At 62.6% G+C, this 22,843-nt stretch carries 25 protein-coding genes; 17 read left to right on the top strand and 8 right to left on the bottom strand.

Annotated features, from left to right (window positions below; genetic code table 11):
• The 15 genes from ccoO (ACQKPZ_RS24385) to ACQKPZ_RS24315 all read left to right on the top strand — a co-directional run.
• Positions 1-443: cytochrome-c oxidase, cbb3-type subunit II (gene ccoO / locus ACQKPZ_RS24385; protein ID WP_427543143.1), on the top strand; the 443-nt coding region annotated here is incomplete at its 5' end.
• A 5-nt stretch (positions 444-448) separates the two neighbouring features.
• Entirely contained in the window at positions 449-643 is a 195-nt protein-coding gene (locus tag ACQKPZ_RS24380; protein WP_403200596.1) for a cbb3-type cytochrome oxidase subunit 3, read from the top strand.
• Positions 640-1,581 (top strand): cytochrome-c oxidase, cbb3-type subunit III, encoded by a 942-nt coding sequence (gene ccoP / locus ACQKPZ_RS24375; protein WP_427543140.1) that lies wholly within the window; start codon positions 640-642, stop codon positions 1,579-1,581. The genes ACQKPZ_RS24380 and ccoP (ACQKPZ_RS24375) overlap by 4 nt, the downstream gene beginning before the upstream one ends.
• 452 nt (positions 1,582-2,033) lie before the next feature.
• Complete coding sequence (ccoN, locus tag ACQKPZ_RS24370; protein WP_012273407.1) at positions 2,034-3,476, top strand: cytochrome-c oxidase, cbb3-type subunit I; 1,443 nt, start codon at positions 2,034-2,036, stop codon at positions 3,474-3,476.
• On the top strand, positions 3,476-4,084 hold the full coding sequence (ccoO, locus tag ACQKPZ_RS24365; RefSeq protein WP_027921277.1) for a cytochrome-c oxidase, cbb3-type subunit II: 609 nt from the start codon (positions 3,476-3,478) through the stop codon (positions 4,082-4,084). Before ccoN ends, ccoO (ACQKPZ_RS24365) begins: the two co-directional genes overlap by 1 nt.
• A gap of 5 nt (positions 4,085-4,089) precedes the next feature.
• A complete protein-coding gene (locus ACQKPZ_RS24360; RefSeq protein ID WP_313201875.1) occupies positions 4,090-4,281 on the top strand; it encodes a cbb3-type cytochrome oxidase subunit 3 in 192 nt (63 codons plus the stop codon).
• Complete coding sequence (ccoP, locus tag ACQKPZ_RS24355) at positions 4,278-5,258, top strand: cytochrome-c oxidase, cbb3-type subunit III (protein ID WP_427543137.1); 981 nt, start codon at positions 4,278-4,280, stop codon at positions 5,256-5,258. Before ACQKPZ_RS24360 ends, ccoP (ACQKPZ_RS24355) begins: the two co-directional genes overlap by 4 nt.
• 309 nt (positions 5,259-5,567) lie before the next feature.
• The gene (gene ccoG, locus ACQKPZ_RS24350) at positions 5,568-6,983 is read left to right on the top strand and encodes a cytochrome c oxidase accessory protein CcoG (protein WP_427543134.1); all 1,416 of its coding nucleotides are present in this window, start codon (positions 5,568-5,570) and stop codon (positions 6,981-6,983) included.
• A 15-nt stretch (positions 6,984-6,998) separates the two neighbouring features.
• Positions 6,999-7,523 carry a FixH family protein gene (locus tag ACQKPZ_RS24345; RefSeq protein ID WP_427543131.1) on the top strand — a complete coding sequence of 175 codons (525 nt, stop codon included), beginning with the start codon at positions 6,999-7,001 and terminating at the stop codon, positions 7,521-7,523.
• A gap of 155 nt (positions 7,524-7,678) precedes the next feature.
• On the top strand, positions 7,679-10,153 hold the full coding sequence (locus tag ACQKPZ_RS24340; protein ID WP_427543128.1) for a heavy metal translocating P-type ATPase: 2,475 nt from the start codon (positions 7,679-7,681) through the stop codon (positions 10,151-10,153).
• Entirely contained in the window at positions 10,132-10,347 is a 216-nt protein-coding gene (gene ccoS, locus ACQKPZ_RS24335; protein WP_427543125.1) for a cbb3-type cytochrome oxidase assembly protein CcoS, read from the top strand. The genes ACQKPZ_RS24340 and ccoS overlap by 22 nt, the downstream gene beginning before the upstream one ends.
• A complete protein-coding gene (locus ACQKPZ_RS24330) occupies positions 10,340-11,023 on the top strand; it encodes a sulfite exporter TauE/SafE family protein (RefSeq protein ID WP_427543122.1) in 684 nt (227 codons plus the stop codon). Before ccoS ends, ACQKPZ_RS24330 begins: the two co-directional genes overlap by 8 nt.
• Positions 11,024-11,210: 187 nt before the next feature.
• Complete coding sequence (gene hemN, locus ACQKPZ_RS24325; protein WP_427543119.1) at positions 11,211-12,593, top strand: oxygen-independent coproporphyrinogen III oxidase; 1,383 nt, start codon at positions 11,211-11,213, stop codon at positions 12,591-12,593.
• 186 nt (positions 12,594-12,779) lie between these two features.
• Positions 12,780-13,514 carry a Crp/Fnr family transcriptional regulator FnrA gene (gene fnrA / locus ACQKPZ_RS24320; RefSeq protein ID WP_009683909.1) on the top strand — a complete coding sequence of 245 codons (735 nt, stop codon included), beginning with the start codon at positions 12,780-12,782 and terminating at the stop codon, positions 13,512-13,514.
• A 55-nt stretch (positions 13,515-13,569) separates the two neighbouring features.
• A complete protein-coding gene (locus tag ACQKPZ_RS24315; RefSeq protein ID WP_009683910.1) occupies positions 13,570-14,118 on the top strand; it encodes an adenine phosphoribosyltransferase in 549 nt (182 codons plus the stop codon).
• Positions 14,119-14,243: 125 nt separating this feature from the next.
• Here ACQKPZ_RS24315 and recR read toward each other — a convergent pair whose 3' ends face one another.
• From recR to dnaX, 3 genes are all read right to left on the bottom strand, one after another.
• Positions 14,244-14,846, bottom strand: coding sequence for a recombination mediator RecR (recR, locus tag ACQKPZ_RS24310; RefSeq protein WP_391133675.1), 603 nt, complete (start codon positions 14,844-14,846; stop codon positions 14,244-14,246).
• A 143-nt stretch (positions 14,847-14,989) separates the two neighbouring features.
• A complete protein-coding gene (locus tag ACQKPZ_RS24305) occupies positions 14,990-15,325 on the bottom strand; it encodes a YbaB/EbfC family nucleoid-associated protein (RefSeq protein ID WP_201199092.1) in 336 nt (111 codons plus the stop codon).
• A gap of 64 nt (positions 15,326-15,389) precedes the next feature.
• The gene (dnaX, locus tag ACQKPZ_RS24300) at positions 15,390-17,435 is read right to left on the bottom strand and encodes a DNA polymerase III subunit gamma/tau (RefSeq protein WP_427543116.1); all 2,046 of its coding nucleotides are present in this window, start codon (positions 17,433-17,435) and stop codon (positions 15,390-15,392) included.
• 124 nt (positions 17,436-17,559) lie between these two features.
• Here dnaX and ACQKPZ_RS24295 point away from each other — a divergent pair, with 124 nt between their 5' ends.
• Positions 17,560-18,327 (top strand): substrate-binding periplasmic protein, encoded by a 768-nt coding sequence (locus tag ACQKPZ_RS24295; RefSeq protein WP_427543113.1) that lies wholly within the window; start codon positions 17,560-17,562, stop codon positions 18,325-18,327.
• Between the two features lie 188 nt (positions 18,328-18,515).
• Here the strand turns inward: ACQKPZ_RS24295 and ACQKPZ_RS24290 are convergent, their stop codons facing one another.
• The 4 genes from ACQKPZ_RS24290 to ACQKPZ_RS24275 all read right to left on the bottom strand — a co-directional run bounded on the left by ACQKPZ_RS24290 (position 18,516) and on the right by ACQKPZ_RS24275 (position 20,903).
• On the bottom strand, positions 18,516-18,935 hold the full coding sequence (locus ACQKPZ_RS24290; RefSeq protein ID WP_427543110.1) for a hypothetical protein: 420 nt from the start codon (positions 18,933-18,935) through the stop codon (positions 18,516-18,518).
• 55 nt (positions 18,936-18,990) lie between these two features.
• Positions 18,991-19,191, bottom strand: a complete 201-nt coding sequence (locus ACQKPZ_RS24285; RefSeq protein WP_427543107.1) for a hypothetical protein — start codon at positions 19,189-19,191, stop codon at positions 18,991-18,993.
• A 66-nt stretch (positions 19,192-19,257) separates the two neighbouring features.
• Positions 19,258-20,157, bottom strand: a complete 900-nt coding sequence (locus tag ACQKPZ_RS24280) for an EamA family transporter (protein WP_427543104.1) — start codon at positions 20,155-20,157, stop codon at positions 19,258-19,260.
• Between the two features lie 257 nt (positions 20,158-20,414).
• Positions 20,415-20,903 (bottom strand): DUF2938 domain-containing protein, encoded by a 489-nt coding sequence (locus ACQKPZ_RS24275; RefSeq protein ID WP_427543101.1) that lies wholly within the window; start codon positions 20,901-20,903, stop codon positions 20,415-20,417.
• Between the two features lie 82 nt (positions 20,904-20,985).
• On the opposite strand from ACQKPZ_RS24275, the gene ACQKPZ_RS24270 reads away from it, so the two are divergent.
• Positions 20,986-21,405 (top strand): helix-turn-helix domain-containing protein, encoded by a 420-nt coding sequence (locus ACQKPZ_RS24270; RefSeq protein WP_427543098.1) that lies wholly within the window; start codon positions 20,986-20,988, stop codon positions 21,403-21,405.
• Here the strand turns inward: ACQKPZ_RS24270 and ACQKPZ_RS24265 are convergent.
• The gene (locus ACQKPZ_RS24265; protein ID WP_427543095.1) at positions 21,386-22,576 is read right to left on the bottom strand and encodes an MFS transporter; all 1,191 of its coding nucleotides are present in this window, start codon (positions 22,574-22,576) and stop codon (positions 21,386-21,388) included. The genes ACQKPZ_RS24270 and ACQKPZ_RS24265 overlap by 20 nt on opposite strands.
• Between the last annotated feature and the right edge of the window lie 267 nt (positions 22,577-22,843).

Genomic DNA, 22,843 nt, shown 5'->3' with positions numbered 1-22,843 from the left:
GCGACATTTACATCCGCGAAGGCTGCGTGGGCTGCCACTCGCAGATGATCCGCCCGTTCCGCGCCGAAACCGAGCGCTACGGCCACTACTCGGTGGCCGGTGAAAGCGTATGGGACCACCCGTTCCTGTGGGGTTCCAAACGCACCGGGCCAGACCTGGCCCGCGTCGGTGGGCGCTACTCGGACGACTGGCACCGCGCGCACCTGTACAACCCGCGCAACGTGGTACCGGAGTCGAAGATGCCGTCGTACCCGTGGCTGGTGGCCCAGCAGGTCGACAACAGCCACACCGACACCAAGATGCGCACCTTGCGCACCCTGGGCGTGCCGTACACCGACGCCGACATTGACGGCGCCCGCGACGCGGTCAAGGGCAAGACCGAGATGGATGCGCTGGTTGCCTACCTGCAGGTGCTTGGCACCGCGATCAAGAACAAGAGGTGAGTGCGATGGAACTGGACATCGGCATGATCCGCGGCCTGGGCACCCTGGTGGTGATGATCGCCTTCATCGGCCTCTCGCTGTGGGTGTTCAACCGCCGCCGCGACCGTGATTTCGCCGAAGCGCGCCTGCTGCCCTTCGTCGACGACCGCCTGCCCCCTGCCGGGCAGGAACCTGCTGGAAAAAGGAGTAACGGGCAATGACCACCTTCTGGAGTACGTACATCAGCGTACTGACCATCGGTAGCCTGATTGGCCTGACCTGGCTGTTGCTCGCCACCCGCAAGGGCGAGAGCAAGAACACCACCGATCAAACCATGGGCCACAGCTTCGACGGCATCGAGGAGTACGACAACCCGCTGCCCAAGTGGTGGTTCTGGCTGTTCGTCGGCACCCTGGTGTTCTCGGTCGGCTATCTGATCCTCTACCCGGGCCTGGGCAACTGGAAAGGCATCCTGCCGGGTTATGAAAATGGCTGGACCGGCGCCAACGAATGGCAGAAGGAAATGGACAAGGCCGATGCCAGGTTCGGCCCGATCTTCGCCAAGTACGCGGCCATGCCGGTGGAAGAAGTGGCCAAGGACCCGCAAGCGCTGAAGATGGGCGGCCGCCTGTTTGCCTCCAACTGCTCGATGTGCCACGGCTCGGACGCCAAGGGCGCCTTCGGCTTCCCCAACCTCACCGACAAGGATTGGCGCTGGGGGGGCGATGCGGAAACCATCAAGGCTTCGATCATGAACGGCCGCCACGGCGTGATGCCGGCCTGGGCCGAGGTGATCGGTGATCAGGGTGTGGCCGATGTGGCCGCATTCGTGCTGACCAGCATGGACGGCCGCACCCTGCCGGAAGGCGCCAAGGCCGATGTGGTCAAGGGCAAGGAGATCTTCGCTGCCAACTGCGTGGCCTGCCACGGGCCGGAAGGCAAAGGCACCCCGGCCATGGGCGCGCCAGACCTGACCCATCCGCAGGCGTTCATCTATGGCTCCAGCTTTGCCCAGTTGCAGCAGACCATTCGCTATGGTCGCCAGGGGCAGATGCCGGCGCAGGCCGAGATTCAGGGCAACGACAAGGTGCACCTGTTGGCGGCGTATGTGTATAGCCTGTCGCAGGATGGCGCCGCTGAAACCGTGACCTCCAAGTAGTACCTCGGGGCCGCTTTGCGGCCCATCGCGACACAAGGCCGCTCCTACAAGAGACCGCGCTCCCTCTGTAGGAGCGGCCTTGTGTCGCGAAAGGGCTGCAGAGCAGCCCCAGCTCTTCCCCGCCGTACTCCCTCCCTTGCACCCCCTCCGAACAGAACTAAGCTTGTTGCCACAGTGGGCATCGCTGCGAAAGCACCGATGCAGACGCGGCGCATAGCCTGTCGCCGTCCCGATAAAAAGCTTGACCGATCGATCAGAAAAAGGTGAAAAACGGTACACATTACAGATATTTATTTGTGTACAATCGTTCGTACCCGATCACTGCGGGACATCAGTGAACGGGCCCGGACACGGGTCGGCGTACCAAAGTTGCGTTGCGGTAACCCGGGTGGTTATCAATACTGGCGCCGATTTTTCGACCAACAAGAACATCAAAACCGTGGAACCTTAGCATGAGCACAGCAATCAGTCCGACTGCTTATAACTATAAGGTCGTCCGCCAGTTCGCCATCATGACGGTGGTCTGGGGGATCCTTGGCATGGGCCTCGGCGTCTTCATCGCCTCGCAGCTGGTGTGGCCACAACTGAACCTGGACCTGCCCTGGACCAGCTTCGGTCGCCTGCGCCCGCTGCACACCAACCTGGTGATCTTCGCCTTCGGGGGCTGTGCGCTGTTCGGCACCAGCTACTACGTGGTGCAGCGCACCTGCCAGACCCGGCTGATCTCCGACAGCATGGCCGCCTTCACCTTCTGGGGTTGGCAGGCAGTGATCGTCGGCGCGCTGATCACCCTGCCGATGGGCTACACCACCACCAAGGAGTACGCCGAGCTCGAATGGCCGCTGGCAATCCTGCTGGCCATCGTCTGGGTTACCTACGGGCTGGTGTTCTTCGGCACCATCGTCAAGCGCAAGACCAAGCACATCTATGTCGGCAACTGGTTCTACGGCGCGTTCATCGTGGTTACCGCGATGCTGCACATCGTCAACCACATCTCGCTGCCGGTGAGCCTGTTCAAGTCGTACTCGGCCTATGCCGGCGCCACCGACGCGATGATCCAGTGGTGGTACGGCCATAACGCCGTAGGCTTCTTCCTCACCACCGGCTTCCTGGGGATGATGTACTACTTCGTGCCCAAGCAGGCCGAGCGGCCGATCTACTCGTATCGCCTGTCGATCGTGCACTTCTGGGCGCTGATCACCCTGTACATCTGGGCCGGCCCGCACCACCTGCACTACACCGCCCTGCCCGACTGGGCGCAGTCGCTGGGCATGGTGATGTCGATCATCCTGCTGGCACCGAGCTGGGGCGGCATGATCAACGGCATGATGACCCTGTCGGGCGCCTGGCACAAACTGCGTACCGACCCGATCCTGCGCTTTTTGGTCGTATCCCTGGCGTTCTACGGCATGTCCACCTTCGAAGGCCCGATGATGGCCATCAAGACCGTGAACTCGCTGTCGCACTACACCGACTGGACCATCGGCCACGTGCACGCCGGCGCCCTCGGCTGGGTGGCGATGATCTCGATCGGCGCCGTGTACCACATGATCCCGAAACTCTATGGCCGCGAGCAGATGCACAGCGTTGGCCTGATCAACGCGCACTTCTGGCTGGCCACCATCGGTACCGTGCTGTACATCGCCTCGATGTGGGTCAACGGCATTACCCAAGGCCTGATGTGGCGCGCCATCAACGATGACGGCACCCTCACCTACTCCTTCGTCGAAGCCCTGCAAGCCAGCCACCCTGGCTATATCGTCCGCGCCCTGGGCGGTGCGTTCTTCGCCAGCGGCATGTTGCTGATGGCCTACAACGTGTTCCGTACCGTACGTGCCGCCAACCCGGCACAGGCTGAGGAAGCCGCCAAGATCGTTGTTGTGGGAGCGCACTGATGAAGCATGAAGCCGTCGAGAAGAACATAGGCCTGCTGGCCTTCTTCATGGTCATCGCCGTGAGCGTCGGTGGCCTGACCCAGATCGTCCCGCTGTTTTTCCAGGACGTCACCAACAAACCCGTTGAAGGCATGAAGCCGCGCACCGCGCTGGAAGTGGAAGGCCGCGATATCTACATCCGCGAAGGCTGCGTAGGCTGCCACTCGCAGATGATCCGCCCGTTCCGCGCCGAAACCGAGCGCTACGGCCACTATTCGGTAGCTGGCGAAAGCGTGTGGGACCACCCGTTCCTGTGGGGCTCCAAGCGTACCGGGCCAGACCTGGCCCGCGTGGGCGGCCGCTACTCCGATGACTGGCACCGTGCACACCTGTACAACCCGCGCAACGTGGTGCCGGAATCGAAGATGCCGTCCTACCCATGGCTGGTCGAGAACAAGCTCGACGGCAAGGACACCGCCAAGAAGCTGGAAGTGCTGCGCACACTCGGTACCCCGTACACCGATGCCGACATTGCCGGCGCCCGTGACGCGGTCAAGGGCAAGACCGAAATGGACGCCCTCGTCGCGTACCTGCAGGGTCTTGGCACCATCATCAAAAGCAAACGGTGACGCTGATGGATATCGGGATGATTCGCGGCCTGGGCACCGTCGTGGTGATGGTGGCCTTCGTGGGCCTGGCGCTGTGGGTGTTCAACCCACGGCGTAAAAAGGACTTCGACGAAGCGACCCAACTGCCCTTCGCGGATGACCCCTCCGCCTGCCAGCACGTCGAGCAAGCAAAAGCTTCTGGGAGCAAACAACAATGACAACCTTCTGGAGTCTGTACGTTACCGTCCTGACCCTGGGCACCATTTTCTCGTTGACCTGGCTGCTGCTGTCCACCCGCAAGGGCCAGCGCGAAGAGGTTACCGACGAAACCGTCGGGCATGCCTTCGATGGCATCGAGGAATACGACAACCCACTGCCGAAATGGTGGTTCTGGCTGTTCGTCGGCACCATCATCTTCGCCCTTGGCTACCTGGTGCTGTACCCGGGCCTGGGCAACTGGAAAGGCATCCTGCCGGGCTACTCGTACCTGGACACCGACAAGCAGACCGAGTTTTCCAACGGCCAACCAGGCTGGACCGGCGTGCACGAGTGGGAAAAGGAAATGGCCAAGGCCGACGCCCGCTTCGGGCCGATCTTCGCCAAGTTCGCCGCCATGCCCATCGAGGACGTGGCCAAGGACCCGCAGGCGCTGAAGATGGGCGCACGGCTGTTCGCCTCCAACTGCTCGGTGTGCCACGGTTCGGACGCCAAGGGTGCCTTCGGCTTCCCTAACCTCACCGACAACGACTGGCGCTGGGGCGGCGAGCCGGACACCATCAAGACCACCATCATGGGCGGCCGTCACGGGGTGATGCCGGCCTGGGCCGAGGTGATCGGTGATCAGGGCGTGGCTGACGTGGCAGCGTTCGTGGTCAGCAAGCTCGATGGCCGCACGCTGCCGGAAGGCGTCAAGGCCGATGCCGAGAACGGGCAGAAGATCTTCGCTGCCAACTGCGTGGCCTGCCACGGGCCGGAAGGCAAAGGTACCCCAGCCATGGGCGCACCGAACCTGACTCACCCGCAGGCGTTTATCTACGGGTCCAGCTTTGCGCAGCTGCAACAGACCATCCGTTATGGTCGCCAGGGCCAGATGCCGGCTCAGGAACAGTTGCAGGGTAATGACAAGGTGCACCTGCTGGCGGCTTATGTTTACAGCCTGTCGCACAAGGACCAGGAACAGGCCAAGGCCGAGTAAGGCAGGCCAGGCCTCTTCGCGGGCGCGCCCGCTCCCACAGGTACTGCACTTGCCTCGGGAGCTGTGCAGTACCTGTGGGAGCGGGTTTACCCGCGAAGAGGCCAGCAAATGCACCACCTGATGACCTGGATCAATTGACACCCGCCATAACACGATTCACACCACGAACCCAACGCGACAAAAGGTCGCATCGCGATCCCATACCGCCATCAGCGGCGTATCATGGACCGTAGAGCGCTAGCAGATTGCGCGAGACTGCGGCCGGCACGCACTGGCCGCGGCGTTTCTCCACTGCCGTGGGACTTGATGATGAGCAAGCAAATTCCGGTACATGACGTCACCCCGCCTGCCAGCAAAGGGAAGGATTCCGTCGACCTCTACGCCTCCCGTGAAAAGATCTACACCCGCGCCTTCACCGGCCTGTTCCGCCGCCTGCGCATGGTGGGCGGCGCAGTCCTGTTCCTGCTGTACTTCGGCACCGTGTGGCTGAACTGGGGTGGCCACCAGGCTGTGTGGTGGAACCTGCCCGAACGCAAATTCTACATCTTCGGCGCCACCATCTGGCCGCAGGACTTCATCCTGCTGTCGGGCATCCTGATCGTCGCCGCCTTCGGCCTGTTCTTCATCACCGTGTTCGCCGGCCGGGTGTGGTGTGGCTACACCTGCCCGCAAAGCGTGTGGACGTGGATTTTCATGTGGTGCGAAAAGGTCACCGAAGGCGACCGCAACCAGCGCATCAAGCTCGACAAAGCCCCCATGAGCGGCAACAAGTTCCTGCGCAAGTTCGCCAAGCACAGCCTGTGGCTGGTGATCGGCTTTGTCACCGGCATGACCTTTGTCGGCTATTTCTCGCCCATCCGTGAACTGGTCATCGAGTTCTTCACAGGCCAGGCCGATGGCTGGGCCTACTTCTGGGTCGGCTTCTTCACCCTGGCCACCTACGGCAATGCCGGCTGGCTGCGCGAGCAGGTGTGCGTGTACATGTGCCCTTACGCACGCTTCCAGAGCGTGATGTTCGACAAGGACACGCTGATCGTGTCCTACGACCCGCGCCGTGGCGAAACCCGTGGCCCTCGTAAAAAAGATGCCGACTACAAAGCCCAAGGCCTGGGTGACTGCATCGACTGCACCCTGTGCGTGCAAGTCTGCCCCACCGGCATCGACATCCGTGACGGCCTGCAGATCGAGTGCATCGGCTGCGCCGCGTGCATCGATGCCTGCGACAACATCATGGACAAGATGAACTACCCCAAAGGGCTGATCAGCTACACCACCGAGCACAACCTGTCCGGGCAGAAAACCCACATGCTGCGCCCGCGCCTGATCGGATACGCCGTTGTGCTGCTGGTGATGATCATCGGCCTGGCCACCGCCTTCGCCACCCGTTCGCTGGTCGGCTTCGACGTCAGCAAGGACCGGGTGCTGTACCGCGAGAACGCCCAGGGCCGGATCGAGAACGTGTACAGCCTGAAGGTAATGAACAAGGACCAGCGCGACCACGTCTACGTGCTGGACGCCGCCGGCTTGCCGGACCTCAAGCTTGAAGGCCAGCGCGAGATCCGCGTGGCTGCCGGTGATATCGTCAGCCTGCCGGTGCAGCTGTCGGTCGCGCCCGAGAAACTGCCCTCGACCACCAACGAAATCACCTTCATCCTCAAGAGCGCCGATGACAGCGACGCCCAGGTTGAAGCCAAGAGCCGCTTCATTGGCCCACAGATCCGCTAAGAGAGATAACGCACAATGCCTGCCACCGCCGCCAGCCCCTGGTACAAGCACCTCTGGCCCTGGATCATCATCGGCATCCTCACCACCTCGGTGTGCCTTAGCCTGACCATGGTCAGCATTGCCGTGAACAACCCGGACAACCTGGTGAACGACAATTACTACGAGGCAGGCAAAGGCATCAACCGCTCGCTGGACCGCGAACTGCTGGCCCAGCAACTGGGCCTGAAGGCCAGCGTGCACCTGGACGAGCTGACCGGCGAAGTGGACTTGCGCCTGAGCGGCAGCAGTGGCCCGCAAAGCCTGGAGCTGAACCTGATTTCGCCTACCCAGCCGGACAAGGACCGCAAGGTGCTGCTGAGTCGGGTCGATGCAGGGCGCTATGTGGGGCAACTGGAAGACAAGGTTGATGGCCGGCGCTTCGTTGAATTGCTGGGCAGCGAAGGTGGCCAGGTGTGGCGCTTGTTTGAAGAGGAAAAAGTGGAGCATGGCGTGACCTTGCAGCTGGGTGACGAAGCCATCCAAGGCGCCGAGCACTTGTAGGAGCGGCCTTGTGTCGCGAAAGGGGCGCGAAGCGGCCCCAGGATCTCAGCTTCGCAGCATGAATTGCTGGGGCTGCTGCGCAGCCCTTTCGCGACACAAGGCCGCTCCTACAGGGCGGCGCGTCAGCCGGCCGATATGTGTAAGGCAATGATGTGATGACCCAACCCACCCCCTGCTACCACTGCGCCCTGCCCGTCCCCGCCGGCAGCCGCTTTACCGCCGTGGTCCTCGGCGAGCCCCGGCAGTTCTGCTGCCCTGGCTGCCAGGCGGTGGCCGAGTCGATCGTCGCCGGTGGCCTGGAGCACTACTACCAGCACCGCAGCGACACCAGCGCCAACCCCGAAGCCCTGCCCAAACAGCTGCAAGACGAGCTGGCCCTGTACGACCGCAGCGATGTGCAGCAAACCTTCGTCCGCCACCAGGGCGAACTGGCCGAAACCACCCTGCTGGTCGAGGGCATCAGCTGCGCCGCCTGTGGCTGGCTGATCGAGAAACACCTGCGCAACCTGCCCGGCGTTGCCGAAGCGCGCCTGAACCTGTCCAACCACCGCCTGCTGCTGAGTTGGGACGACAAGCAACTGCCGCTTTCGCGCCTGCTCGCCGAACTGCGCCAGATCGGCTACGCCGCCCACCCGTACCAACCCGACAAGGCCGCCGAGCAGTTGGCCCAGGAGAACCGCAGTGCCCTGCGCCGCCTGGGCGTGGCCGGGCTGCTGTGGTTCCAGGCGATGATGGCGACCATGGCCACCTGGCCAGAATTCAACATCGACCTGTCACCCGAGCTGCACACCATCCTGCGCTGGGTGGCGCTGTTCCTCACCATCCCGATCGTGTTCTACAGCTGCGCGCCGTTCTTCAAAGGCGCTGCACGCGACCTGCGTACCCGCCACCTGACCATGGACGTTTCAGTGTCACTGGCCATCGCCCTGGCCTTCGGTGCCGGCATCTGGACCGCCATCACCGGTAGCGGCGAGCTGTATTTCGACACGGTGGGCATGTTCGCCCTGTTCCTGCTCACTGGCCGCTACCTGGAGCGCCGCGCCCGCGAACGCACGGCTGCGGCCACGGCGCAGCTGGTCAACCTGCTGCCGGCCTCATGCCTGCGCCTGGATAGCATCGGCCGCAGCGAACGCATCCTGCTCAGCGAGCTGCAGTGCGGCGACACGGTGCAAGTGCTGCCGGGCGCCGTGATCCCCGCGGACGGGCGCATTGTCGAGGGCCGCTCCAGCGTGGACGAGTCGCTGCTGACCGGCGAATACCTGCCACAACCGCGCCGGGTGGGTGAGCGGGTCACCGGCGGCACGCTGAACGTCGAAAGCACGCTGAACGTGGAAATCGAAGCGCTGGGCCACGATTCGCGCCTTTCGGCCATCGTCCGCCTGCTGGAGCGCGCCCAGACCGAAAAGCCGCGCCTGGCCGAAATCGCCGACCGGGCCTCGCAGTGGTTCCTGCTGTTCTCGTTGCTGGCTGCAGTGGCCATCGGCCTGTGGTGGTGGTACCTGGACCCTGCACGGGCATTCTGGATAGTGCTGGCGATGCTGGTCGCCACCTGCCCCTGCGCGCTGTCGCTGGCCACGCCGACGGCGCTTACAGCCGCTACCGGCACCCTGCACAAGCTGGGCCTGCTGATAACCCGAGGCCATGTGCTGGAAGGCCTCAACCAGATCGACACCGTCATTTTCGACAAGACCGGCACCCTCACCGAAGGCCGCCTGACGTTGCGCAGCATCCGCCCGCTCGGCAGCCTGCCCGCCGACCGCTGCCAGGCCCTGGCCGCCGCCCTGGAAAACCGCTCCGAACACCCCATCGCCCGCGCCTTTGGCCGCACCGCCACGCCAGCGGACGATGTGCAGACCGTGCCTGGGCTAGGCCTGGAAGGGCTGGTGGGCGGCCAACGCCTGCGCATCGGCCAGGCTACCTTCGTCTGTGCCCTGAGCGGCGCGGAAATCCCCGGCGTACCGGAACCACGCGGCCAGTGGCTGCTGCTGGGCGACCGCCAAGGGCCGCTGGCCTGGTTCGGCCTGGACGATCGCCTGCGCGACGACGCCCCGGCCCTGCTCGCCGCCTGCAAGGCCCGTGGCTGGCGCACCCTGCTGCTGTCGGGCGACAGCTCGCCGATGGTTGCCGAAGTGGCCGCGCAACTGGGTATCGACCAGGCAATCGGCGGCCTGCGCCCGGACGACAAGCTGGACCGGCTGAAAGCCTTGCAGGCAGCCGGGCGCAAGGTGCTGATGCTGGGTGACGGGGTCAACGACGTTCCGGTACTGGCCGCCGCCGACATCAGCATCGCCATGGGCAGCGCCACCGACCTTGCCAAGACCAGCGCCGACGCCGTGCTGCTGTCCAACCGTTTGCAGGCGCTGGTGCAGGCCTTCGACCTGGCCGGCCGCACCCGCCGCAACATCCTCGAGAACCTGCTGTGGGCGTCCCTGTATAATGGCCTGATGTTGCCATTTGCCGCGCTCGGCTGGATCACCCCGGTGTGGGCAGCCATCGGCATGTCGGTCAGCTCGCTGATCGTGGTGCTCAATGCCCTGCGCCTGACCCGCATGCCCCCCGCATCCGTCTTGCCGAAAGCCGAAGCATCCCTTACCGGGAGGAAGTCGCCATGCCCGCACTCTATGTCATGATCCCCGCAGCCCTGCTGCTGGTCGGTGTGGCCGTGTACATCTTCTTCTGGGCGGTGGACAGTGGTCAGTACGACGACCTGGAAGGGCCCGCCCACAGCATCCTGTTCGACGACCAGGACCCACGCCACCAGGCGGCGGTGAAGCCTGACGAACCCCCGGCCGACGCCGACAAGGAACCACCGCCCCGTGCCTGACCTGCTTCCCCTGATTGGCTCGGCACTGGTACTTGGCCTGCTTGGCGGCGGCCACTGCCTGGGCATGTGCGGCGGCCTGATGGGCGCGCTGACCCTGGCCATCCCGCCCGAACAACGTGGCAAGCGCCTGCGCCTGCTGATGGCTTACAACCTCGGGCGCATTCTCAGCTATGCCTGCGCCGGCCTGTTGCTGGGCCTGGCCGGCTGGGCCGTGGCCAGCAGCCCGGCAGCGCTGGCACTGCGGGTTGTGGCGGCGCTGCTGTTGATTGCCATGGGCCTGTACCTGGCCGGCTGGTGGAGCGGGCTGACCCGCATCGAAGCCCTGGGGCGTGGGCTGTGGCGGCACATCCAGCCGGTGGCCTCGCGCTTGTTGCCAGTGTCCAGCCTACCCCGGGCGTTGCTGCTGGGGGCGCTGTGGGGGTGGCTGCCGTGCGGGCTGGTGTACAGCACCCTGCTGTGGGCGGCCAGCCAGGGCAACGCCGGGTACAGCGCGGCGTTGATGCTGGCGTTCGGGCTGGGGACCTGGCCGGTGCTGCTGGCCACCGGGTTGGCGGCGCAGAGGGTGAATGCCTTGTTGAGGCGGCGCAGCGTGCGGGTGGCTGGCGGGTTGCTGGTGATGCTGTTTGGTATCTGGACCATGCCAGGGCCGCACCAGCACTGGTTGATGGGGCATTGATTGGGGCCGCTTTGCGGCCCTTCGCGGGCTCGCCCGCTCCCACAGGATTGCGCGCCCTCCTGTGGGAGCGGGCGAGCCCGCGAAGGGCTGCAAAGCAGCCCCCAGTGCCCTTGATGCAAATCAAAACAGATTCCTACAGACAGCCATAGACTCCGGTGCACTGCTGCTCTTTCCGGGGACCGCCCTCATGCTCGACGACATTCGTTGGGATACCGACCTGATCCGCCGCTACGATCTGGCCGGGCCACGCTACACCTCCTACCCGACCGCGGTGCAACTGCACGCCGAGGTGGGTTCGTTCGACCTGCTCCACGCCTTGCGCGAGAGCCGTCGGGCCGTGCGGCCACTGTCGCTGTACGTGCATGTGCCATTCTGCGCCAACATCTGCTACTACTGCGCCTGCAACAAGGTCATCACCAAGGACCGCGCCCGTGCGGCGCCCTACTTGCAGCGCCTGGAGCAGGAAATCCAGCTGATTGCCTGCCACCTGGGCCCTAAACAGCGTGTCGAGCAGCTGCATTTTGGCGGTGGCACGCCAACCTTCCTCAGCCATGTGGAACTGCGCCAGCTGATGGCCACCCTGCGCCAGCACTTCCACCTGCTGGACGACGATTCCGGCGACTATGGCATCGAGATCGACCCGCGCGAGGCCGACTGGTCGACCATGGGGCTGCTGCGCGAGCTGGGCTTCAACCGCGTCAGCCTGGGCGTGCAGGACCTCGACCCGGCCGTGCAGCGTGCCGTCAACCGCCTGCAAAGCCTGGAGCAGACCCGCACCCTGATCGAAGCTGCACGCACGTTGCAGTTCCGCTCGGTCAACCTCGACCTGATCTACGGCCTGCCCAAGCAAACCCCGGAAGGCTTTGCCCGCACCGTCGAAGAGGTGATCCGCCTGCAGCCCGACCGCCTGTCGGTGTTCAACTATGCCCACCTGCCCGAGCGGTTCATGCCGCAGCGGCGCATCGACAGCAACGACCTGCCCAGCGCGGCTGCCAAGCTGGAGATGCTGCACGCCACCATCGACCAGCTGACCGCAGCCGGCTATCGCTACATCGGCATGGACCACTTTGCCCTGCCCGACGACGAACTGGCCATCGCCCAGGAAGAAGGTACCCTCCAGCGTAACTTCCAGGGCTACACCACCCACGGCCACTGTGACCTGATTGGCCTGGGCGTGTCGGCCATCAGCCAGATCGGCGACCTGTACTGCCAGAACAGCAGCGACCTCAACACCTACCAGGACAGCCTGTCCAATGCCCAGCTGGCCACCCAGCGCGGCCTGCTGTGCAACCACGACGACCGCATCCGCCGGGCCGTGATCCAGCAGCTGATCTGCCATTTCGAGCTGGACTTCGAGCCGATCGAACAGGCGTTCACCCTCGATTTTCGCGGTTACTTCAACGACCTCTGGCCTGAACTACTGACCTTGCAGCGCGACGGCCTGATCAGCCTGGACGACAAGGGCATTCGTATCCTGCCGGCTGGCCGCCTGCTGGCGCGCTCGGTGTGCATGGTGTTCGACGCCTACCTGGCCATGCACAACCGCCAGCGTTTCTCGCGGGTGATCTGAAAACCGAGTCGTTCGACCACATGGACAAGTTTTCTTGCCGGGCACACTATTGGTACACAAGGACTCCCGGCAGGTCGCCTGCCGGGGTTTCGCCAGGGCGCACCAAAAACGCGCACGCTGGCCTACACCCTGTGTCGTGAGTTACCCTTACGACTTATGTGTGCTTTCCCACAAGGATCGATTCAAATGTCCGAGCCAGTCAAACTGCGCCCACACAACCAGGCCCATTGCAAGGATTGCAGCCTGGCCCCCCTGTGCCTGCCTCTTTCGCTGAACCTGGAAGACATGGATGCACTGGATGAAATCGTCAAACGCGGTCGCCCGCTGAAGAAAGGCGAGTTCCTGTTCCGCCAGGGTGACAATTTCGGCTCGGTCTACGCTGTACGTTCCGGCGCCCTGAAAACCTTCAGCCTCAGCGACAGTGGCGAAGAGCAGATCACCGGCTTCCACCTGCCCAGCGAGCTGGTCGGCCTGTCGGGCATGGACACCGAAGCCTACCCGGTATCGGCCCAGGCCCAGGAAACCACGTCGGTGTGCGAGATTCCCTTCGAACGCCTGGACGAACTGTCGGTACAGCTGCCGCAGCTACGCCGCCAGCTGATGCGGGTCATGAGCCGGGAAATCCGCGATGACCAGCAAATGATGTTGCTGCTGTCGAAGAAAACCGCCGACGAGCGCATTGCTACCTTCCTGGTCAACCTGTCGGCCCGCTTCCGCGCCCGTGGCTACTCGGCCAACCAGTTCCGCCTGAGCATGTCGCGCAACGAAATCGGCAACTACCTGGGCCTGGCGGTGGAAACCGTGTCGCGGGTGTTCACCCGCTTCCAGCAAAACGGCCTGCTGCGCGCGGAAGGTAAGGAAGTGCACATTCTCGACCCGATCCAGCTGTGCGCGCTGGCCGGTGGCGCAATGGAGGCCTGAGGCCTGCGTTTAGCGGGTATACTTGGGCATTCGTTTTCCCAGGATACCCGCAACAATGCACAGCGACGCCTTCGACCTCAAAGCCCTGATCCGCCCGGTAGTGGACTTCCCCAAACCGGGCGTGATCTTCCGCGATATCACCCCGCTGTTCCAGTCGCCGCGCGGGCTGCGCTATGTGGCCGACCAGTTCATCGAGCGCTATGTCGAGGCTGAATTCAGCCACATCGGTGCCATGGACGCGCGGGGTTTCCTGATCGGCTCGATCATCGCCCACCAGCTGAACAAGCCGCTGATCCTGTTCCGCAAGCAAGGCAAACTGCCGGCTGACGTGCTGAGCGAGGGTTACCAGACCGAGTACGGTGAGGCCTTCCTGGAAGTGCATGCCGACAGCCTGTGCGAAGGCGATTCGGTGTTGATCTTCGATGACCTGATTGCCACTGGCGGTACGCTGCTGGCGGCGGCCAACCTGGTACGCCGTACCGGGGCGCAGGTATTCGAGGCGGCGGCAATCATTGACCTGCCGGAGCTCGACGGCTCGCGCCGGTTGCAGGCGGCGGGTGTGCCGACCTTCTGCCTGACCGAGTTTTCCCTCAGCGAATACTGAGTTGGCTTTCGGGGGCTGCTTTGCAGCCCATCGCGACACAAGGCCGCTCCTACAAGGGAACGCAATTTCCTGTAGGAGCGGCCTTGTGTCGCGATGGGCCGCAAAGCGGCCCCGACAATTTCAAATCAGAGCGAAATCGGCCGGCGCCCGGCAAAGGCATGGGCCAAAGTGCCGCCATCCACCAGTTCCAGCTCGCCCCCCAGCGGCACGCCATGGGCAATCCGCGAAGCCACCAACCCCTTCTCACTCAGCAGCTGCGCAATGTAATGCGCCGTCGCCTCCCCTTCGACCGTCGGGTTGGTCGCCAGGATCACTTCGGTGAAGGTGCCCTGCTCCTCGATCCGTGCCATCAGCTGTGGAATACCGATCGCCTCTGGCCCAAGGCCATCCAACGGCGACAAATGGCCCTTGAGCACAAAGTAACGGCCCCGGTAGCCCGTCTGCTCCACCGCATAAACATCGGTCGGCCCCTCGACCACGCACAGCTGGGTATCGTCACGGCGTACGTCGGCACATTGCGGGCACAGCTCCTGCTCGGTCAGGGTGCGGCATTGACGGCAATGGCCCACCCCTTCCATGGCCTGGGTCAACGCCTGGGCCAGGCGCAGGCCGCCACTGCGGTCGCGCTCGAGCAGTTGCAGGGCCATGCGCTGGGCGGTCTTCTGGCCGACGCCGGGCAGAATACGCAGGCCATCGATCAGTTGGCGGATGAGGGGGCTGAAGCTCATGAGAAAGGCCTGACAATTCAATAAGAGGCGGTTTATACCCAGCGGGGGCAGTGGCGTCAAATCAGTAGACCGCGCCCGGCCTGAAATCTTTGCAAAAAAAACCGCCGCTGGATTCAGCGGCGGTTTTCGGTATCGCAATGCCCTTAGAACGGCATCTTGAAGCCTGGCGGCAATTGCATGCCAGCGGTCATGCCGCCCATCTTTTCCTGGCTGCTCTGCTCAACCTTGCGCACAGCGTCGTTCAGCGCGGCGGCGATCAGGTCTTCAAGCACTTCCTTGTCGTCCTCTTCGGTCGACATCAGGCTCTGGTCGATGCTGACGCGCTTGACGTCGTGACGACCGGTCATCACCACGCTCACCAGGCCGCCACCGGACTGACCGGTGACTTCGGCGTTGGCCAGCTCTTCCTGCATCTTTTGCATCTTTTCCTGCATCTGCTGGGCCTGCTTCATCAGGCCGGCCATGCCACCTTTCATCATGGGGGTATACCTCGATTGGGTCATGTGATGCGGCCCGGCGCAGGGCCGGCCGCATGGTTATCCGTTACTGGCCCTGATTGGCCAGGGCCTCTACAGGCTCAATAGTATCCTGCCGCACCTTGGCACCGAACAACTTGATCATCTGCTGGATCAATGGATCCTGCTCGATCGAGGTGACCGCGTCCTGCTGCCGCTCGGCACGCTTGCGCGCTGCCGCCTGGGCCGGGGTTTCCTGTTCGGGCAGGATCAGCTCTATGCGCAGGTTCAGCGTACGCCCCAGGTGCTGGTTGAGCGCCTCGTTCAGGCGGCGCTGCTGGGTGCTGTTGAACAGCGCGCCCTGGCCTGGGTCAAGGTGCAGCAGCCAGTCGTCGCCGTCTGCGCTGATCAGCGTACAGTTTGCCGCGATGTTGCCTGTCATCCCGGACACAGGCAACTGCGGGAATAATTCCAGCCATTGCAAGGCCAGGCCGGTTGCCGGCTTGGCCGCGGGCAGCGGCTGGGCTACCGGCTTGGGCGCCTCTTCCTGGACATGCTCGGCCAGTTCGTCCAGGTAGCTGAAACCGACGGGGTCGCTTTCACCGCCGTAATAGTCTTCGTCCAGCGGCGGCTCGTCGTCGCGGTCCATGCCTACGGCGGCATAGGCGGACGGGTCGAAAGGCGGTTCGTCATCGTCAGCCGGGGCAGCCTGTGGCACTGGCGCAGCAGGTACGGGTGCCGGTGCCTGCACGGGTTCTGGCTTGGCTACCACTGCCTCAGGCGCTGCCACGGGTTCTTCCCATGGCAAGTCGACGACCTCTGCCACCGGCTCTGGTGCAGACGCGCTGGCAGGAGCAGGCTCAACGGCCGCAACAGGCTCAGGCGGCGGTTCGACTGGCGCGGGGGCTTGTGCTTGTGGCGCAGCAGGCTCTACCACAACAGTTGGCGGCGCCACGGCAACTGCCGGCGCTGCCACTGGTGTTGCAGGATCAGCTGTGGCCTGGCTGATCCCCACTGGCTTTAGCACCGGTTTCGGTGCGTCGTCGGTATCGGCCGGGCGGAACGCCAGCATGCGTAGCAGTACCATTTCGAAACCGCCACGCGGGTCCGGCGCCAACGGCAGGTCACGCCGGCCGATCAGGCCCATCTGGTAATAGAACTGCACGTCCTCGGCCGGCAGCGCCTGGGCCAGCGCCAGCACCTGCTCACGGTCGCCCTGGCCGTTATCGACGGCCTCCGGCAGCGCCTGGGCAATGGCCACGCGGTGCAGCACGTTGAGCATCTCAGCCAGGACGCCAGCCCAGTCCGGGCCCTGCTCGGCCAGGTTGCGCACGGCCTCCAGCAAGGCCCGTGCATCGCCTTCAAGCAGCGCCTGCAGCACGCCATAAACCTGGCCATGGTCAAGGCTGCCAAGCATGGCCCGCACATCGGCAGCCATCACCTTGCCTTCGCCAAAGGCAATGGCCTGGTCAGTCAGGCTCATGGCATCCCGCATCGAGCCATCGGCAGCGCGACCCAACAGCCACAGGGCATCCGGCTCGAACGGCACGTTCTCTTCTGCCAGTACATGGCTCAGGTGTTCGACCACCCGTTCCGGGCTCATGTTCTTCAGCGAGAACTGCAGGCAGCGCGACAGGATGGTGGCCGGCAGCTTCTGCGGGTCGGTGGTGGCAAGAATGAACTTGACGTAGGGCGGCGGCTCTTCCAGCGTCTTGAGCAAGGCGTTGAACGAGTGGGTGGAAAGCATATGCACTTCGTCGATCAGGTAGACCTTGAAGCGCCCACGGCTCGGGGCGTACTGCACGTTGTCGAGCAGTTCGCGAGTGTCTTCGACCTTGGTGCGGCTGGCGGCGTCAATTTCGATCAGATCGACGAAACGGCCTTCATCGATCTCCCGGCACACCGAACAGGTGCCGCACGGCGTGGAAGTGATGCCGGTTTCACAGTTCAGGCACTTGGCGATGATACGGGCGATGGTGGTCTTGCCCACGCCCCGGGTACCGGTGAACAGATAGGCATGGTGCAGGCGCTGGTTGTCCAAGGCATTGATCAAGGCCTTGAGCACATGGGCCTGGCCGACCATTTCGCGGAACGAGCGCGGACGCCATTTACGTGCAAGAACCTGATAACTCATCGAAAAACCATCGTAGCCTGATAGAGCGGAAGAGCGCTAATGCTAGCGGAGCGGGGGCAAAATTGCACCCTGTGCGAGTCGTCTAAGCTGTGAGGCAGGCGCGTTGTTCAGGGAGGATACGCCTTTGCGAAGTTTACTGGCCCTGCTATTGCTCTGGTCCACTCACAGCCTGGCTGAACAGCCGGTGCTGCGCTTCTCCGTGGCAGAGAGCTGGGGCATGCCGCTGGTGCGTATCGAAGGTGACCAGCCGGTGGAAGGGTTACTGTACGACCTGATGCAGGCCGTGGCCAGAGAAGTGGGCGCACGCCCCGAGTACCACGTCATGGCCCGCCTGCGCCTGGAAGAGGCGATGAACAGCGGGGACATCGATGTGCGCTGCTATGTCAGTACGCAGTGGCTCAATGACCGACCCAGGGATTATGTGTGGAGCATCCCGCTGATCCACCAGCGCGACGTGCTGGTAGGGCGCCTCGGCGACAGCAGCCCCATGCCCCCGGAACATCTGCCGCCCCAGGCTATTGGCACGGTGCTGGGCTACACCTACTCGACGCTGCAGCCGTTGCTGGACCAGGGCAAGCTGCGCCGTGAAGACAGCCGCAGCCAGTTGCTGGTGCTGCAGAAATTGCATGCGGGACGGTACCGGCATGCAGTGAGCAACCAGCTTTCGTTGCAGTGGTTTAACCAAGGGTTGCCAGCGGATCAGCAGTTGCAGGTGCTGGCGGTGTTGGAGGAACAGGACCTGGGCTGCATGGTGCGTAGCGATCCGGGGATACCGACCCAAGGGCTGCTGCGGGCGCTGGTGCGGATGAAGCAGTCGGGGGAGATCGAGCGGATTGCGCAGCGGTATGGGGGCGTGGGCTACACCGACAACATATCTGTGGCTCGACCCTGACACCTGGGAGTACCGGTAGCACACCCCAGTAGATACAACTGTCTGGCTCAAAACCTCAAAGTCGGCGCGGTCACTGTGGGAGCGGGCAAGCCCGCGAACACCGGCAGAGCCGGTGCCATGCACCGCGTTGGATTCTTCGCGGGCGCGCCCGCTCCCACAGAGGATTCACATACGCCTGTCAAGCGCCGTCAACCCTCAAGCCGACTTGGTCTCGCCCCGTAATATACGAAGTTGTCGAAGTCTGGATGGCGATAGGTGTCATGTCGTTCATAGTAGTTGTAGACCACCGAAAACTTCTGCTCATTCAAGGTCGGCTCACAATCATGCAGCACTCTGCGTCCCTGCATTATCAACAACGCCCCTTTGCGCGCATGAACCTTGCCATGCTCAACCCACGGTTCCTTTCTGCTGGGGTGAGACCGTTCGACTTGATAGCGCAGCGGCGCCTCTTGGTTCGTGGTCAGGAACAGCAATACCGTAATGCCGTTGGTATCGTAATGCAGCCCCAAGGTGCCACCACCCGGCGGGTAGGCCTTGATGTTCACATCTGAAGCCGGATAAGGCGAAACCACGGTATCGGTGTGGGTAATAACGCTGATCAGCGGCACTAGAGCATGATAAACCGCTGCGAGCTCCGGCAGATGATTGCGTACGTCTGACCCTTTAAAGATGTGGTGCCTGTATTTCCCCCCCAAGATCCGACACCACGTCCGTCCCGAACCCAGTGTGCTGGACCAGGTCCACGCCTCCCTCTTCGATCACCCGTTGCACCCGGCTGGCCAGGCCATCGCAAAGCTCATCCGGCAATACACCCTCGATTACCGTCAACAGGTCATAGAAATACTCACGTCTATGTTTATTCACATCAAACATTTCATCATCCTCTGACAAATTGCATCCATGCGCTGAACGTCCACATTGGTAAAAGCACTATTTCGACAGCCTTCCTCTACGCATAAGGCCATCCAGGCCTTGAGCGTTGACGAAGACCACGATACCCAGCAGAACGAACCCAATGGCCATTGCCTTGGCAACATTCATTGCCTCGCCAAAGAACAGGTACGATGCAACAAGCCCAGAGACCGGGACAAGCAGCGACAGAGGCGCTACTTGGGAAGCCGGGTATTTCTTCATCAGGTTGTTCCACACCAGGTAGCCCAAAATGGTCGTGATGTAGCTCTGGAACAACACTGAGAACATCGCCTCCCACGGCAGCCCATCGGCAAGGTTTACGAATGGCGCCCAGCCATTGGCTGCCACTGTCAAAGCGAAAATGGCCGGCACCGAGAACAGGCTCGACCAAATGATGAACGCGACCATCTCGGCCGGGCGCTTCAACTTGACCAGCAGGTTACACAACGACCAGCCCAGGGCGGCCACAAGCACCAGAAGCACACCAGTCACCGTCGATGACTCATCACTCAGCAACAGGATCATCATCAAACCGGAGGCAGCGAAGGCCATGCCGCAAATGTGAGCCACAGCAATCCGCTCGCCTAGAAAGGCACTGCTCAGCACGATGGTGAAAAACGCACTGAACTGCAGGAACACAGAGGACATGCCCGGGGACAAGCCCTGGTACATCGCAAAGTTGACCAACCACCACAAGCCTGCGCCGAACAGCACGCCGTAAAGCGCCAGAACGCCGAGCGAAATTCCGGCCGGGCGGCGGACAAAGAACACCAGCGGTATCGCACAGAAGGTGAAACGCAAAAGCGTCAGTAGATAAGGGTCCAGGCTTCTCAGGCCCAGCTCAATGACTGAGAAGTTGCAGCCCCACAGTACGGTCACCAACACTCCGGCGACCAAGTCCAGCTTGCTCATTTTCATGCCTGCGCTCCCTTGTTGCGGTTTGCATCACTTTAAAGACGCTTGCTGCACAAAGATGCAGGACACCTCCTTCCGGCCTGTGGGGCTGCTCCGAGAAAATCCGCTGCGGTTAAACATCCCCGTTTAAAGGTGAGGCATCGGTGTAGGCACGCTCTCTAGAGTTGACGCTAGACAGCCAAGACAACTGCGTCAGCCTGCTCGCAGGCAATCTGCAAGGCATCTGGATTGTGCGCTCGCTTTGACCGAGGTCCCTACCCTCACACCAAAGCCAGCAAACCCGCACTCAAGAACAACCCCACGCCAAACACAAAATGCGTAGCCAGGCTCTTCAGGCAGTTACGCGCAGGCGTCGGCGTCCTGGACGCAAAGAACCCCGACCCCATCGCCGGCTGCATAAAGCAAAGTGGCGCCACGACCGTACTCACACCAACTACTAATGCTGGTACCAACGTAGGCGACCGCAACCACCCCTCCCCTACGATCACAACCAGTAGCATCGCGAACACCACGCCGATGGCGTAATGAATAACCCATCCCCACACCAGCTCATTTCGCACCGGTTCGGCTTTGGCAATCGCTTGATGCAGTACCCGCCCCTTGAGCAGATGCCCCGCCCAACGCCCGACCATGGCGAAGTTCAACGTGGCCACACCCAACCGCCTCAGCAGCAGCCCCCACAGGTCCATGACCATCGTCGCACCGACGCCAATCGGCAAGGCAGCTGTAAACATCGCAGTAATCGTCATTGAAAAATCCCTCGAAGATTGACGGTCATCACCATGCCGCGCAGCATAGAAGTTGAAGTCAACTTCAAGTCAAGGGCCCGAAATGGATATTGCCGACGTCGCCAAACGCACAGGCGTACCCGCTTCGACACTGCGTTACTACGAAAAGAAAGGCTTGCTCACGTCACTTGCCGGGCGCGGCCAGCGGCGGCAATTTGCCGCCGATGTGGCGGACAGGCTGGCCCTGATCGCCCTGGGGCAAGCTGCGGGGTTTTCGCTGGATGAGGTGGGAACGATGCTGGTGGACCTGCAAGTCGACCGGCAGATGCTGCTTGCCAAGGCAGATGAGCTGGATGCACGGATCAAGCGCTTGCAGGCGATGAGCAAGGGCTTAAGGCATGCGGCGCAGTGCCCTGAAAAAGATCACCTGAGCTGCCCGAAATTCCAGCGCTTGATGAAGCTGTCGGCAGCAGGCGTGCTAACTGACAAGCAGGTGTTGGCGCCTAGACCAGTGAAGGCTTGAAGAATCGCCAAGCCAGCCACCGCCCCGTACTCAGGCAAACCACCAGCACGGCAACACCTTCAACGCTGAGCATCATTGCATCAATCCCCAGCTGCGAGATCAGCCGGCTGACGACAAAGGGAAACCCGAATACACCAATGAAATACGACAAGCTGAACAGCAGTAGCGCCTGCGCCGTAAGCCCTGCCGGTGCCTCGTTGGCGGCCAGCCCGTTTATTACGGAGTAATTCAAGCCGTAGCCGACACCCAGGAGCATGGCCATGGCCAGGTAGCTTTCAGCACTGTGCACCCACTGGTGAAACCCCAGTACGGCAGTCGCCATGATCACGGTCAACACCCACGAAGTCGCCAGCGGAGGCTGTTTCACAACCCAGCCGGCCAGCAGCAGCCGGCAAACAATTGCAGCGCCCATGAAGCCGATGAAGAAAATCGAGTAATCGAGCCCGAGGCGAGCGGCATAGCTGGTCTGGAAACTGCCCATGGTGCCGAAAATTGCCCCACCCAGCCCTACCATCAGGATTGAGAGGCCTGAGCGCGAACTCAACACTTCGAGCGAGCTAGCCCGGCCTACTTGAACCTTTTCCGTAGGCCGCCGACCTGCAACTGTCGCCCCTAGCCTGGCGAAGTAAGCTGCGGCCAACGCAGCAGCGCCTGCGGCTACCCAAAAGGCGAGCGTGGAAGGCAGAGCAACCCAGGTAGCGAGCTTGCCCAAAAGTGGCCCGGTCCCGATGCCAGTCAGCATGCTGCCGGAGAGCAGCGCAAAGCTGTGGGTGCGCCGTGATGGTTCGACCATCTGGGCAACCATGATCGGACCTACTGTGTAGAACAGCCCCCAGCCGACCCCAAGCATCAGGCCGCAAGCCAGCAACGCGCCACCCACGCTTGAGACCAATGCAAAGCCTAGCGAAGCAACGACCAGGCATACTCCCCCGACAGCAATTGAGCGAGCAGCGCCGAGACGCTGCAAGATATGCCCCGAACCCACGACAGACAGCAAGGTACTCAACATCGCGACAGCGAAGACCTGCCCTGCATCGCGCTCCCCGCCCCCTAACGCCTCCACCCTCACCAGCAGCAGGAACGTGGTGCCGTAGCTTATGGACAGCAGAAAGCACGCAATGCAAAAAACAGTGAATTGCTGAAACCGGGGCAGGTCGGGGGACAACTTCATGGACACAGTCCTTGCTGGCAGGACTTGCTTTCTATCACGGCAAGGCACGAACAAAGGCAAGCATTCGCTTGAGTTGAGATCGGCAAACAATTAACTGAATGCCAAGCGGTACTGGCTGAAGGTGACAGAAGATGTTTGTTGCGAGGAGCCTTTGAGAATTCAAGGGCCTGAAATGGAGGCGGCCCCACCAGCCACACCCCGGCACTCGATGTTCCCGCTATGGCTGCTCCCTTCCGGGCCTGACCAGGTGGCATGCAAGCATGCTCG

Source organism: Pseudomonas sp. NPDC089547 (assembly GCF_050280665.1).
Classification (GTDB): Bacteria; Pseudomonadota; Gammaproteobacteria; order Pseudomonadales; family Pseudomonadaceae; genus Aquipseudomonas.
Note: the sequence above shows the minus strand (reverse complement) of the source record. Positions and strands in the feature narration are given on the sequence as shown.

Excerpts from the sequence above, each read along its gene's own strand:
- ACQKPZ_RS24380 (WP_403200596.1), top strand. The coding sequence starts at position 449 with ATGGAACTGGACATCGGCATGATCCGCGGCCTGGGCACCCTGGTGGTG.
- ccoP (WP_427543140.1), top strand. The coding sequence starts at position 640 with ATGACCACCTTCTGGAGTACGTACATCAGCGTACTGACCATCGGTAGC.
- ccoN (WP_012273407.1), top strand. The coding sequence starts at position 2,034 with ATGAGCACAGCAATCAGTCCGACTGCTTATAACTATAAGGTCGTCCGC.
- ccoO (WP_027921277.1), top strand. The coding sequence starts at position 3,476 with ATGAAGCATGAAGCCGTCGAGAAGAACATAGGCCTGCTGGCCTTCTTC.
- ACQKPZ_RS24360 (WP_313201875.1), top strand. The coding sequence starts at position 4,090 with ATGGATATCGGGATGATTCGCGGCCTGGGCACCGTCGTGGTGATGGTG.
- ccoP (WP_427543137.1), top strand. The coding sequence starts at position 4,278 with ATGACAACCTTCTGGAGTCTGTACGTTACCGTCCTGACCCTGGGCACC.
- ccoG (WP_427543134.1), top strand. The coding sequence starts at position 5,568 with ATGAGCAAGCAAATTCCGGTACATGACGTCACCCCGCCTGCCAGCAAA.
- ACQKPZ_RS24345 (WP_427543131.1), top strand. The coding sequence starts at position 6,999 with ATGCCTGCCACCGCCGCCAGCCCCTGGTACAAGCACCTCTGGCCCTGG.
- ACQKPZ_RS24340 (WP_427543128.1), top strand. The coding sequence starts at position 7,679 with ATGACCCAACCCACCCCCTGCTACCACTGCGCCCTGCCCGTCCCCGCC.
- ccoS (WP_427543125.1), top strand. The coding sequence starts at position 10,132 with ATGCCCGCACTCTATGTCATGATCCCCGCAGCCCTGCTGCTGGTCGGT.
- hemN (WP_427543119.1), top strand. The coding sequence starts at position 11,211 with ATGCTCGACGACATTCGTTGGGATACCGACCTGATCCGCCGCTACGAT.
- fnrA (WP_009683909.1), top strand. The coding sequence starts at position 12,780 with ATGTCCGAGCCAGTCAAACTGCGCCCACACAACCAGGCCCATTGCAAG.
- ACQKPZ_RS24315 (WP_009683910.1), top strand. The coding sequence starts at position 13,570 with ATGCACAGCGACGCCTTCGACCTCAAAGCCCTGATCCGCCCGGTAGTG.
- recR (WP_391133675.1), bottom strand. The coding sequence starts at position 14,846 with ATGAGCTTCAGCCCCCTCATCCGCCAACTGATCGATGGCCTGCGTATT.
- ACQKPZ_RS24305 (WP_201199092.1), bottom strand. The coding sequence starts at position 15,325 with ATGATGAAAGGTGGCATGGCCGGCCTGATGAAGCAGGCCCAGCAGATG.
- dnaX (WP_427543116.1), bottom strand. The coding sequence starts at position 17,435 with ATGAGTTATCAGGTTCTTGCACGTAAATGGCGTCCGCGCTCGTTCCGC.
- ACQKPZ_RS24280 (WP_427543104.1), bottom strand. The coding sequence starts at position 20,157 with ATGAAAATGAGCAAGCTGGACTTGGTCGCCGGAGTGTTGGTGACCGTA.
- ACQKPZ_RS24275 (WP_427543101.1), bottom strand. The coding sequence starts at position 20,903 with ATGACGATTACTGCGATGTTTACAGCTGCCTTGCCGATTGGCGTCGGT.
- ACQKPZ_RS24270 (WP_427543098.1), top strand. The coding sequence starts at position 20,986 with ATGGATATTGCCGACGTCGCCAAACGCACAGGCGTACCCGCTTCGACA.
- ACQKPZ_RS24265 (WP_427543095.1), bottom strand. The coding sequence starts at position 22,576 with ATGAAGTTGTCCCCCGACCTGCCCCGGTTTCAGCAATTCACTGTTTTT.